We start from the raw sequence: 12,368 nt of genomic DNA, 5'->3' as shown, positions 1-12,368 counted from the left end.
CCTTCATCTTAATTGGAATCATATGAATTGGAGCCTTCTTACACAGTCTATGAGCCTATTTCAGATTTTTGTTTGTCCTCTATAAGAACTTTATGCGCTTTTATGTAAGCTTTGTTTCCATATTAAAATTAAATGATTTGCGTTTCGTGCAATGTGTTTTATAATTAAAACATACGAGAGCAATGCCTGTCGTATTATTATGATGCAGTCAGCGGTGATATATTGAAGAGTCCCAACTTACATAGCAACCATATCCCAACCGAGTACGAATTCAAGCATTCCAAATGGATCAAAAAAATGCTTCGCGCTTACTGGGTCGTCGTATTAACGCATGTTGTCATTCAAATAGGCTGCTTTCTGTTTCTCGATTATGATCGCACTCCAGAAGATTTCATGATCTACGTTTTATTTTGGCCTACGTTAGCCAGCGCTTTCGCCATTCTGATCGCCAGTTGGGTGGAACGCCGTTTCAGTTCGTTCTCCTTCTATTCCATGTCCGTGGCCAGCACAGTGATTGCCTGGACCATCATACGTGTCAATTACGACATTCGCATTATACTGGCCATATGTCTGTTGCCGATCTTTGCTTCGGTACTGTTTTTCAACAAGAAACGGGTATGGACGGTATGCCTCATGCAGATGATTGGCTATGTCATCGTACTCTGCGACCCAGCCTATCGGCTGTACTTATCTTCGTTTGATATGGTTTCCATTCCGGCTTTTCTCATTGTAGGTACATATGTTGCACAATTGATTGTTACGAGCGGCGTCGAGGTACTGGATGATCTTCAGGCCAGTATGCTTGCCAAGCAGGATCTGATTGTGCGAAACGCAATTATGAGCAAGCAGTCCAAGACAGACGGGTTAACCAATCTGTATAATCAAAGCTCCTTTAAGGACTACTATGAAAAAGCGTTTGAGTATGCCAATAATGGCATGAGTCTACATTTAGCTCTGATTGATATTGACAACTTCAAGTCAATTAATGATACATATGGGCATCGGGTGGGAGACACCATTCTGGAGAGAGTCTCTCTGATCATTCAGGAGAACATCACATCAAGCGATATCGCGGCGCGTTATGGTGGAGAAGAATTTGCACTGTTAATGTTTGAGCAACCCTTCGAGCAGGCTTATGCCTTGGTGGAGCAGATCCGCAAGAAAATTGCTCGTCTCGTTCATCTGGAGCTTGAAGGGCAATATATTACGGTAAGTGTCGGACTTAAAAGCTACAGCGCTCATCTGTCCAAGGACAAGCTGTTTGAGGAAGTGGATGCATGTCTCTATGCCGCCAAACGAACGGGGAAAAATAAAACGATGACGTCCCTTGATCTGGTTTAATCCTCCAAAAAAACGCAAAAAAGTAGTGCTGTTCACCGGGAATCCGGCTGTACAGCACTACTTTTTTTAACGCTAATCGTCACTCAGAATATATTGGTTCACTCTGCCCATTCCCAGCGATGTGCATCTTGCTCCAGCTTCGGGTGGAGCTTAACGGCATCTCCATCAATAATCAGACGTACTTCCTTAATCCAATCTTTGAACGAATCAAATGATGCGAACTGATTCGCCATCTCTACAGTGAGGTACAGGAAATGGGGAGCGGGATACTCTTCTGCTATATGACGCAGGGCTGCTTCGATCGGCGTATACTTCTTTCTCTTGCCTTCCCAGCCTTCCACCCGTATGCGGGAGGATGCATACTCCCTTCTCCAGTCATGAAGACGGTCTTCCCTTTTGTAAAAAGGCTGCACACCATCCTTGCTCATTCTCTTCACTGTATTCTCATGCAGCGGATAGAGCACAAGTTGCACAAAAGAACGTGTGTCCGCAATAGCAGCGGCGCGTTCAAGCTGTTGATCCGTTACGTGTTCAAAAGAATCATAGAAAATCAGCGTGCCTTTCCGGGTAGCCGGGGGCGGTTCATAACCATAGGGTACATTGGTATATTTTCCAGACATCTCATCGCTCCTTGCCTGTATGCGGATCAGTTAACTCTTACTTTATATTATATTATTCTCTAACTGTGTTCTTCAATTCTGGATAGAATGTCATTCTATTTTTGCCTGCACGTTTCGATTCATACAGCGCCTCATCTGCCATGCGGATAATTTCACTCGGATTGCCACTGTTCGTAGGATACTCAGCTCCTCCAATGCTGCAGCCAATATGAATTCGCTCATATTCAATAATAAACGGCTTATTCAGGCTCTGGATGATATCTTCTGCATAGGTACGAGCTTCTTCTCTTGGATTGCTTCCCACAGAGCGGAGCACAATGAGGAACTCATCTCCACCAAGCCTTACCGTGATGCCCTTTTCATGACTGAGACTGGTCAAACGCTGAGCCACTTTCTTCAGCAGAATATCTCCGGTCTGATGCCCAAGCGTATCATTCACACTTTTGAATCCATCCAGATCAAGGTAAAGGAACGTTAACGTGTGATTCTCACTTTCCATCTCCAAGGATTCTTCCAGATAGAATTCGAGTGCTGTTCGGTTTGGCAGTCCGGTCAATTGGTCGTAATGGGCCAGATTCTGCATAACAATCAGTTCCGAATCTTTATTCGTTAGCGAAGTCAACATATCTCCCAGTGAACGTGACAGTACTTCGATTTCCCTAAAGCCTCGATTTTCTGGAATCTGTACTTGCTCTCCAGCACCAAGCCGATTCGCCACTTGAGTTAGCCGTGCAATCGGGGCCGAGATCTGGCGGGAGATCAGCCAGCCAATCAGTGCAAATAGCACCGTAACCGAGAGCCCTGCCCACACATTGAACCAAAGCATGTCGGTCACGGAAGCAAACGCCGCTGACTTGAGCTGACGAATAACCACCGTCCACCCCAGACCCGGGTAGTCCAAATGCCCTTGGCTAGTAGCAAATCCTGTTACATATTCTTTTCCATCCGGCCATTCTTCTATGGACCAGCTGCTTTTGTTCAGTCTTGCCCCTTCAATGCCCGATAGCTTTAAAGGACGACCAATCCATTCTTTTGGACCAAGCAGCACCGTATTTTCCTTTTGACTGACAATAAACATCTCGATGTCCTTTTCCTCATGTTTCAGCGGCTCCAGGACACTTTCCTCCATTTCCTTCGCCCAGGCCCAGCTCAAATGTGCGGCAAGCACGCCAGCAATCTCTCCGTTCTTGTATTTCACCGGAAAGCTGATATCAACAAATTGCAGTGGTTCGCCGGTTGGGTTCGGAAGCAGCTTCGCCAGAAGGACTGCATCATGGACATCTCCGATAAATTTACCCTTGATTCCCTCCTGATACGCAGGTCGTTCCGATAAATTTTCACCACGCAATATGCCTTCTGTGGAAGCCAGCACTTTTCCTTCGGGATTCATGAATCCAACCCATGAGAATGTGGGAAAGCTATCTTGAAGCTGATTCAGCAGCATCTGCATTTCGGCAGGCTCGAAGCGGTCCTCTAGAGCAATCATTCGGCCCAGAAGATCCAATTCTCCTGAACGCGACCACATGAAGCGATCCAGCTTGTCTGAAGTCTGAGAAGCCGTGCTGATGAGGGCATGACCAATCTCCGTTTCGACAGCTATGGATGATTTTTGACTTAGAATATAACCAATCGTGAGTGTAACCAACAGGGATAACACAGCGAAGGTCATGGTGAGAACAGTTTTAAGCTTGAATGACATAACTTCCTCCAATAAACGGTGAAACCAGCTTGCTTTTTTCAACATCATTCATGCTGTTAAGAACTACGGGATGTCACCTATTCGTTTTCATCTTTATCGGAAATAATGTCTTTTTTCATTATACATTTCCATACAATATGGGAACGCTATTCGCATCGTGTTTCTTCCATTCAAAGAATAGTCACGATTCTGTATATACATACTTGGGTTATGAATATAGAGAGCAAGCATGCTCACAGAGCCATATGAGCACGGTTTGCCACAACAAAGAGCATTAGAAATTCAGTCATTGGGGGTGTAATGTTGAGCCTGCTTCATGTTGCTGTGATTCTGCCTTTTGCCGCTGGTATTGTACTTGCCATGCTGCATCGTTTCTTCCGTAAAATACATATGGGATGGCTGGTTTTACTTGTCCCGGCCCTATTATTTGTTTATTTTGCGAGCCTCGTACCCGCCGTGTCTCAGCGCAATACGGTATCTGGGTATATCCCCTGGATTCCGTCACTGGACATTGGATTTAATCTATATCTGGATGGTCTAAGTTTGCTGCTGACATTGTTAATCACCGGTGTAGGAACACTGGTGGTGCTCTACTCCATTTTCTACATGGATACCAAAGAAGCCTTAAACCGCTTTTATTTGTATCTACTGATGTTTATGGGAGCCATGCTTGGCGTGGTGCTGTCAGACAATATGATTGTGTTGTATGGATTCTGGGAGTTGACCAGTATTACGTCCTTTCTCCTGATCGCTTTTCACTACAAACGTAAAGAATCCACCTCAGGCGCACAGAAATCGTTCCTCATTACTGTATTTGGCGGATTCGCCATGCTTGCCGGATTCATGCTGATGTATCTCATGACAGGCACGTTCAGCATTCGTGCAACCATTACGGAATGGGGACAGATTCAGGACAGTGCACTATTCTTGCCCGCTCTTGTGCTGATTCTGATCGGTGCTTTTACGAAATCGGCGCAGTTCCCGTTCCACATATGGCTGCCTGACGCCATGGAAGCTCCAACACCGGTTAGCGCCTATCTGCATTCGGCAACCATGGTCAAGGCGGGACTGTATGTCGTCGCCCGGTTTACACCCATCTTTGGTGGACAGGGATTATGGTTCTGGCTTGTCACCGGGGTTGGACTGCTCACCCTGTGTTATGGATCATTCCTTGCCGTGAAAAAAAATGACCTTAAGGCGATCCTGGCCTACTCTACCATCTCACAGCTTGGTTTAATCATGTCCCTGCTCGGCGTTGGCTCGGCGGCCATCTATTTCGGATATGGCGAATCCTCCGCGATGTACACGGTTGCCATTACGGCAGCACTGCTTCATCTGTTCAATCACGCTACCTTCAAGGCGGCACTGTTCATGGTCGTAGGCATTGTGGATCATGAGACAGGCACGCGGGATATAAGGAAACTCGGCGGACTTGCTTCATTTATGCCTGTGACCTTTACGGTAGCGCTCGTCGGAGCACTCGCCATGGCCGGAATTCCGCCGTTTAACGGATTTCTGAGCAAGGAGCTGTTCTTCCAGGCTATGGTGGAAGTAACACACCTCCGCATCTTTGGACTCGGATCATGGAGCATACTCTTGCCTGTGTTCGCCTGGCTCGCAAGTGTGTTCACTCTGATCTATGCGCTTATTATTGTGTTCAAAACGTTCCTTGGTCGCACCCGCAGCGAGATTCCTGCCGAGAAGCTGCATGAAGCTCCCGTTGGCATGTTAATTCCTCCGGTTATTCTCGGGATACTCGTGATCATATTCGGTCTATTCCCGAATCTGCTGGCTGGATCTTTGATTGAACCGGCGATGGCTGCTTTACTTCCATCACTGTTGAACGGAAATGAACACTTTGATGTTCACTTCTCCCTATGGCATGGCATCACACCGGAATTAATCATGACCATCGGTGTAATCGCCGTCGGTATTACATTGTATAAACTGCTGCCGCGCTGGAGAACGATTTATGAGCACTATCCGCAAGGGTTAACGATAAACAATATGTACCATGTCGTACTCGATCATCTTCAGCATTATGCACGCAAATGGACCGAAGCCTACATGAATGGCTCGGTTCGTAATTACCTGGTATACATTTTCTCGTTCACCGTTGCATTGCTGGTTTATGCCTTTTTCCGCTCAGGGGAAAATATCACCTGGAATTTCAAGGGCAACGCCCCTTTTTCTTTCTATGAAGCAGTACTGCTCGTCGCACTGATTGCATCAGCGGTTTCGATCCCTTTTGCCAAGAACAGACTATCCGCAGTCATTATGACAGGCGCAGTGGGTTACCTCGTCACATTACTGTTCGTGCTGTTCCGAGCGCCGGATCTGGCATTGACCCAGATGATTGTCGAAACGGTATCCGTTGCACTGTTTCTGCTCTGCTTCTATCATCTGCCTGAACTGCAACGAGGCAAATCAAGCCGCAGCTATCTTAGTGTAAATATGATTGTTGCCATTGCCGTAGGCGTGGTCATGACCTTTGTTGCATTAGCTGCGAGCGGAACCGCGTCACTCGAGAGCATTTCGGACTTTTTCATTCAGGAAAGTTACAATCTGGCTGGCGGCAAAAATGTCGTCAACGTGTTGCTGGTGGACTTCCGTGGTTTTGATACCTTACTGGAGATTATGGTACTTGGGGTAGCTTCGTTGTCCATCTACTCCATGATTAATCTGAATCTTGAAGCGAGGGACCTTGGCGCAAGACTGAAATTCCGCAAGAAAGAACAGACTGAAGAAACCGATGAAGATACGGATGACAAAGCGGACAATACGAAAAAGTATGGCAACCGTGAACGTAGCTCATCAACCTGGGATACCGTACCACTGCAAAGCAACGATGTGTTGTTGCAAACAACGACCAAGGTTGTTGTCTTTATCATTCTGACCTTCGCGCTGCATCTGTTCTTCGCAGGACATCATAACCCGGGTGGCGGGTTCATTGGCGGTCTGGTGACCGCCGCTGGTCTCGTGTTAATTGCGCTGGCGTTCAGTACAGATACTGTACGTAAAGCGTTACCTATCGATTTTCGCACCTTGACAGCCATCGGGCTGGGCATTGCCTTATTGACTGGAGCAGGCTCGTTTTTGTTCGGCGTACCCTTCCTGAGTCAGACCTTTGGTTATTTCGATCTTCCAATACTCGGAGAAACAGAACTTGCAACCGCGATGCTGTTTGACCTCGGCGTATATCTCGCCGTCCTGGGAGTCACCATGAATATCATTCTACAGATCGGGGAGGATCGCTGATATGGAAATATTGATGTGTGTGGCCGTTGGCATTTTGTTTGCAGTCGCCGTCTTTTTAATCTTATCGCGGAGCCTGCTCCGGATCGTGCTTGGCATGTCCATACTCACTCACGGGGTGCATCTACTGCTGATTACGATGTCCCGCCTCAAAACTGGAGCACCACCGCTGCTTGGGGAGCAGGCTGAACGCTACGTTGATCCACTTCCCCAAGCGCTGATATTGACATCCATTGTTATTAATTTCGGACTTACCGCCTTTTTCTTTGTACTTTCCTATCGTTCCTATCTGAAGCTGAAAACAGACGATATGGAAGAAGTAAGGGGGCGTCCTTATGAATAATCTCGTTGTTCTGCCCATTCTACTGCCACTGATTACAGGGGTTATAGCCCTTCTATTCTTCCGGCGGGTAAACATCCAGCGGTTTGTGAGTGTTATTGGCCTTTTGCTGACCGCAGCCGCTTCAACTGTCCTGATTACCCAAGTGACACAGTCCGGCATACAGACGCTCAATATGGGAGGCTGGGAACCACCCTACGGTATTGTACTTGTTGCAGATATGGTATCGGCCTTGCTTGTCGTGGCCGCTTCGATTATTGCACTGGCGTGTCTGCTCTATGCCTTCCGCAGTGTGAATAAGGAACGGGAAGAACATCATTTTTACCCGTTCTTTCATTTCCTGATTGCAGGCGTGAACGGTTCCTTTCTTACCGGAGACCTGTTTAACCTGTTTGTCTGCTTTGAACTGATGCTCATCTCTTCTTATGCACTAATCGTATTGGGAGGTACGGAAAGACAACTACGAGAAACGATCAAGTATGTCTTGATTAACATTGTCTCTTCTGCACTATTTGTTGCCTCTATTGGTTTTCTTTACTCTATTACAGGCACATTAAACATGGCCGACTTGTCCAATCGGATCGCCGAAGTTGGACAGAGTGGAGTCATTACCCTGATCGCTGTCCTGTTCCTGATCGTATTCAGTATCAAGGCTGGACTGTTCCTGTTCTTCTGGTTATCCGGCTCTTACGCAGCCCCTCCGGCAGTGGTCACCGCCCTATTCGCCGGTTTGCTGACCAAAGTTGGCCTGTACGCCATTGTGCGAACATTCACACTGATTTTCTATCATGATCCGGATTTCTTCCATGCCCTTATCGGCTGGATGGCTGGAGCGACCATGGTACTCGGAGTAATCGGGGCGATTTCCTATCGTGACGTCAATAAAATACTGATCTACAACGTGATCGCAGGGGTGGGATTTGTAGCCTTCGGGATGGCTGCTGCCAGCCGTCCTGCACTGGAAGGTCTACTCTTCTACATGCTGCATGATATGCTCATCAAAACACTGCTATTCCTGCTCGGAGGCGCTCTGATCGCGGTCGCAGGCACCTCCAAACTCGACAATATGGGCGGGCTGATCCACCGCTACCCACTGCTTGGTTGGATGTTCTTCATCAGTGCACTTGCGCTGGCAGGTATTCCTCCGTTCAGTGGATTTCCTGGGAAATTGTTGTTATTTGAAGGCGGGTTGCAGGCAGGTCTCTACGGACTGACAGGCATTGCCGTCCTTTCCAGCCTGCTGATGTTGTATTCGGTTCTTCGCATCTTCATCCAGGCGTTCTGGGGTGAACCGCCGGCAGGCGCAGTGAGAAGACCTTACGCCGTGAACGGCCTGCTCATCCCTGCCGGAATTTTGTTTGTGTTCATAATCGCAATGGGTGTGGGGGCTGAGGGCATGTTCCAACTGACCTCCCGCGCAGGCGACATTCTGCTGCATCCCAATGTTTATATTGATGCAGTCTTGAAGGAGTAGATGCGTATGGCCTTTCAGATTGTACTTAATTTGATCATTGGCTTTGTATGGATGTTTCTGAATAATGCGTGGAATGGGGTTGGCTTTCTCACGGGTTACCTGCTGGGTCTACTGCTGATTGGGAGTATGCGACGTTTCTTTCCGCAACGCTTCTATATTGTTCGTGTCTGGGCGATCATCAAGCTGATTGCCCTGCTGTTCAAGGAACTGGTACGGGCCAGTATTGAAGTTATTCGCCAGATCGTGAAGCCGAAGCTTGATATTCGGCCCGGCATATTTACCTATCAGACACAGCTGTCCTCTGACTGGGAAGTTACACTCCTGTGTCTGCTCATCTCACTGACGCCAGGCTCCCTCCCACTTGAAATTTCAGGGAATCAACGCAAATTATTTATACACGCGCTGGATATCAAAGACGAACAGAAAATGAGTGATGATATCAAAAATACGTTCGAAAAAGCCATTATGGAGGTGACACGATAATGTTATCCTCAATGTTGTTCATATCCTTGCTTATTCTCTCCCTCGCAATCCTGGGTTGTCTGTACCGGGTGCTACGGGGACCATCCATGGCCGACCGGATTACGGCACTGGATACGATCGGTATTAACGTCATTGCCATCGTGGCTGTTCTATCCATGATGCTGCATACCCAAGCTTATCTGGATATTATTCTGTTGATTGGCATACTCGCTTTTCTAAGCACAGTTGCATTTGCACGATATATTGAACGGGGGGCGGTATTCAAAAATGAAGGAGATCGTTGATGGAACCGCCGGAATTGTCATTGGGCTCATTGTCTTGCTGGGAGCATTACTGAGCGCATTTAGTGCATTCGGACTGATCCGACTGCCAGATGTCTATTTACGGGCACATGCCGCCACCAAAAGTACTACACTCGGTGTACTTTGTGTACTGAGCGGAACGTTTCTCTTCTTCTGGTATTTCGATAACTATATCAGTGCTCGGGTATTGCTTGGCATTGTGTTTGTATTTATCACAGCACCGGTAGCCGGACATCTGAACGGACGGGCTGCCTATCGCACAGACGTACCCCTATGGGAACAGAGTGTACAGGATGAACTTGAGCCACTTTTAAAAGGTAAAAAGGTCAACCACGAGGCCAAGGATATGATGGAATAGTAACTTGGTTTACAATCAAATCCCCCCGGGACATGCCGTATATTACTTGGCTGTCCCGGGGGGATTTTTGGCTATACGATTCAGTTAAGTCCAATCTATGTTCGAGGAGCAGCGGGACGAAGCTATATTTTAACCGGATCAAAATCCATTCAATCCCTGTCTTCTCAGATCAGCAGCAACGATTCGTGCAAGCTGAGCAGCACCATCACGATTCGGATGCAGCGTGTCTCCTGTCATATACAAGGCCAGTGTTGCAGCCGGTCCAATGGAAGTGAAATAAGCCGAACTGAGTTTGTTCAGTTCTACAAGCGTCACGCCCTCTTCCTGAGCCAGTGCACGTGTAGATGCATTGTACCAGCGATTCTCCGCAGTATGCACATTGGCTGAATTGAAATCAGTTGCCCGACCCTGAGGTGTCGATAGAATGACGGTGGCTCCTTTATTTTTGACCTGACGGACCATGTCACGCATGATCTCCTTGAACTCTGCTTCGGTTGTATTGTTCTTGGCATTGGTATCGTTAATCCCTAATTGCAAAATAAAGTAGTCTCCTGGCTTAATATACTTCAAAATTGCTTCCATCTGTCCATCATCGCGGAAACCTCTTGCAAATTGACCACTAGAGGCCATATTGCGAACTTGAAATGTACTGGTATTCACGTAGGAAGGAAAAAGCTGCCCCCAGCCACCCTGTACACTGCTGCTGAGTGGATAGTAATTGCAGACCGTCGAATCGCCACCAATATAGATCGTACGGTTCGTCACCGTCTGATTCGATATTTTCCGGATTTCAAGTGCGCTGAGTGTAAATGCCGTGCCTTCCTTCCCTTCTGTTACCAGTAGATTTAACTGTCCATCCGTCACCGGAATTTGAAATTGATCGGTCGCCCCATTCCCCGTCATATTAATGATCTGGTATACACCTTCTGCCGCCACACTCGATCTTGCAGTATTACCCAGGACCACTTTGACCTCATAGAGACCATTGGACAGATCCACATTAAACGTATTCGTACTCTTCGTGCCAAAGGTGACAAACTGAACGGCATCACTTGCAACGCCCGTTCCAGATGCAGATACATTACGCATATTAGCAGGTGTATTGAATCCATAACCTTTTGCTGAATTGTAGGCCTCCGTTGCTGATACACCAGTGTAACCATTCTCAACTGCACCAGCACCAAAATCAAATTTGTACTCATTCGCCGCAGCTTGGGCGATCTGTCCGCCATTAGCTGCCAGAGCACCTCCAATCAGACTAGTAAACAGGGTAAGACAGAGCAAATACTGCACGGATTTTGACCATTTCATAACTAAACTCTCCTCTCAAAGGTTCATTTGTATGATTGCCTTACAGAACGTTATCAAGCCAGTCATAGGCTTTCGCTCCGCTGATCTCATGGCCTCCTGTAAAAAAGTCTGCATCGAGCCATTTCTGTGCTCCCGCCTGTTCATAGATCTCTGTCAAACGTGCATAGGCTTCTTTTGCTGTTGGCAGCGGAAATACCTGATCTTCACTTCCAGCTTCAATAAATAGCGGCCTGGGTGCGATCAGACCTATGATATCCGGCAGCTCTGCTTCCCGCAGAATTCCTGGAATATAATTGTCGAGGCAATGATTTCTGTCCAATATGCTGCCCTGGAAAGTACTAGCGTAACCGCTCACCACAGCCGCACGGCACCGTTCATCCAATGCAGCAGTGAATGCTGTCACGAGTCCACCACCCGAGATGCCCATGCTGCCGATCCGCACTGGATCAGCTTCAGGGCGGGTGGTTACGTAATCCATCACACGCATCGTTTCATAGATTCGGTGCCCGGCCAGGGTCTGCCCAGTCATGAGCAGATGGGCGGCAATTTTGGTACAGGAGCTAGCGCCGGGTGGTGCATCCCGATCCTCCTCCAGCCTTCGGTCACCAAATCCAAGCAATTCAGGAGCGGCAACCACATATCCACGCTGTACAAGGGCGACGGCGAAGTCTTTATGCAAGCCAGGCTCTCCTTTACGCGGTGAACCGTCGGGTTCCAAGCCGGAGATCTCCCGGCTACCATACCCGTGTCCATGGCAGGCTATAATGGCGGGGCGTGATTCTTTGGTAACGCTTACTAAATTCGGTATCAGCATATAGATAGGCATGCGCAACCCTGCGTAGGTCGTAATCTCAACCCGCTCACGAATGTAGCCATCACATGAGGTGCGTTCGAGCAATACGGGATTCAGCTCCGCCACCACGGATGGGAAGCCGCCCAGCCGATCTATAATCCGTGCTCGCAACTGGCTGCGCCATTGCTCAAGAGATTGACCCGTCTGGTACGCGGAGCGTCCACGCGGGCTTGTTTGTTTTTGCAGATAAGATTCAATATCCGACATTACCGTTCATCCCTCCTGTGGATTCAAATGATAGACGTATGTAAGAAAATATATGTTGGACTTGTCCAGTCTATTATAAATCACGGTACAGTCGGTGAATTGAACATTATTGCCTGTTTTGGGCT

At 47.7% G+C, this 12,368-nt stretch carries 11 protein-coding genes; 7 read left to right on the top strand and 4 right to left on the bottom strand.

The features are described 5' to 3' along the window. The first annotated feature begins 222 nt into the window (after positions 1–222). Entirely contained in the window at positions 223–1,341 is a 1,119-nt protein-coding gene (locus AC4PM4_RS00975; RefSeq protein ID WP_072732573.1) for a GGDEF domain-containing protein, read from the top strand. Positions 1,342–1,439: 98 nt separating this feature from the next. Here the strand turns inward: AC4PM4_RS00975 and AC4PM4_RS00970 are convergent, their stop codons facing one another. Both AC4PM4_RS00970 and AC4PM4_RS00965 read right to left on the bottom strand, forming a co-directional pair. Then, a complete protein-coding gene (locus tag AC4PM4_RS00970; protein WP_491612478.1) occupies positions 1,440–1,961 on the bottom strand; it encodes a hypothetical protein in 522 nt (173 codons plus the stop codon). Positions 1,962–2,013: 52 nt separating this feature from the next. Beyond that, entirely contained in the window at positions 2,014–3,708 is a 1,695-nt protein-coding gene (locus AC4PM4_RS00965) for a sensor domain-containing diguanylate cyclase (protein WP_491612477.1), read from the bottom strand. Between the two features lie 255 nt (positions 3,709–3,963). Between AC4PM4_RS00965 and AC4PM4_RS00960 the strand changes: the two genes are divergently transcribed. Genes AC4PM4_RS00960 through mnhG form a run of 6 tightly spaced genes read left to right on the top strand, consistent with a single transcriptional unit; the run spans position 3,964 to position 9,872 of the window. Then, positions 3,964–6,918, top strand: coding sequence for a Na+/H+ antiporter subunit A (locus AC4PM4_RS00960; protein ID WP_491612476.1), 2,955 nt, complete (start codon positions 3,964–3,966; stop codon positions 6,916–6,918). Between the two features lies 1 nt (position 6,919). Further along, entirely contained in the window at positions 6,920–7,258 is a 339-nt protein-coding gene (locus tag AC4PM4_RS00955; RefSeq protein ID WP_024631879.1) for a Na(+)/H(+) antiporter subunit C, read from the top strand. Then, complete coding sequence (locus tag AC4PM4_RS00950; protein WP_491612475.1) at positions 7,251–8,729, top strand: Na+/H+ antiporter subunit D; 1,479 nt, start codon at positions 7,251–7,253, stop codon at positions 8,727–8,729. Before AC4PM4_RS00955 ends, AC4PM4_RS00950 begins: the two co-directional genes overlap by 8 nt. 6 nt (positions 8,730–8,735) lie before the next feature. Then, positions 8,736–9,212 carry a Na+/H+ antiporter subunit E gene (locus AC4PM4_RS00945; protein WP_076291000.1) on the top strand — a complete coding sequence of 159 codons (477 nt, stop codon included), beginning with the start codon at positions 8,736–8,738 and terminating at the stop codon, positions 9,210–9,212. Beyond that, positions 9,212–9,496: a Na(+)/H(+) antiporter subunit F1 gene (locus AC4PM4_RS00940; protein ID WP_063563408.1), complete on the top strand. Its 285-nt coding sequence runs from the start codon at positions 9,212–9,214 to the stop codon at positions 9,494–9,496. Before AC4PM4_RS00945 ends, AC4PM4_RS00940 begins: the two co-directional genes overlap by 1 nt. Then, positions 9,480–9,872 carry a monovalent cation/H(+) antiporter subunit G gene (gene mnhG / locus AC4PM4_RS00935; protein ID WP_062324636.1) on the top strand — a complete coding sequence of 131 codons (393 nt, stop codon included), beginning with the start codon at positions 9,480–9,482 and terminating at the stop codon, positions 9,870–9,872. Before AC4PM4_RS00940 ends, mnhG begins: the two co-directional genes overlap by 17 nt. 138 nt (positions 9,873–10,010) lie before the next feature. On the opposite strand, the gene AC4PM4_RS00930 is transcribed toward mnhG, so the two are convergent. Together AC4PM4_RS00930 and AC4PM4_RS00925 are read right to left on the bottom strand one after the other, a co-directional pair. Next, a complete protein-coding gene (locus AC4PM4_RS00930) occupies positions 10,011–11,183 on the bottom strand; it encodes a rhamnogalacturonan acetylesterase (protein ID WP_491612473.1) in 1,173 nt (390 codons plus the stop codon). Between the two features lie 40 nt (positions 11,184–11,223). Further along, positions 11,224–12,243 (bottom strand): alpha/beta hydrolase family protein, encoded by a 1,020-nt coding sequence (locus AC4PM4_RS00925; RefSeq protein WP_072732568.1) that lies wholly within the window; start codon positions 12,241–12,243, stop codon positions 11,224–11,226. Between the last annotated feature and the right edge of the window lie 125 nt (positions 12,244–12,368).

Source organism: Paenibacillus sp. MDV22-iso6 (assembly GCF_058408365.1).
The sequence above is the reverse complement of the archived record's forward strand: the minus strand, read 5'-3'. Positions and strand labels throughout refer to the sequence as shown.

Coding starts and splice junctions, on each gene's coding strand:
- AC4PM4_RS00970 (WP_491612478.1), bottom strand. CDS start 1,961: ATGTCTGGAAAATATACCAATGTACCCTATGGTTATGAACCGCCCCCG.
- AC4PM4_RS00965 (WP_491612477.1), bottom strand. CDS start 3,708: ATGATGTTGAAAAAAGCAAGCTGGTTTCACCGTTTATTGGAGGAAGTT.
- AC4PM4_RS00955 (WP_024631879.1), top strand. CDS start 6,920: ATGGAAATATTGATGTGTGTGGCCGTTGGCATTTTGTTTGCAGTCGCC.
- AC4PM4_RS00950 (WP_491612475.1), top strand. CDS start 7,251: ATGAATAATCTCGTTGTTCTGCCCATTCTACTGCCACTGATTACAGGG.
- AC4PM4_RS00945 (WP_076291000.1), top strand. CDS start 8,736: ATGGCCTTTCAGATTGTACTTAATTTGATCATTGGCTTTGTATGGATG.
- AC4PM4_RS00940 (WP_063563408.1), top strand. CDS start 9,212: ATGTTATCCTCAATGTTGTTCATATCCTTGCTTATTCTCTCCCTCGCA.
- mnhG (WP_062324636.1), top strand. CDS start 9,480: ATGAAGGAGATCGTTGATGGAACCGCCGGAATTGTCATTGGGCTCATT.
- AC4PM4_RS00930 (WP_491612473.1), bottom strand. CDS start 11,183: ATGAAATGGTCAAAATCCGTGCAGTATTTGCTCTGTCTTACCCTGTTT.
- AC4PM4_RS00925 (WP_072732568.1), bottom strand. CDS start 12,243: ATGTCGGATATTGAATCTTATCTGCAAAAACAAACAAGCCCGCGTGGA.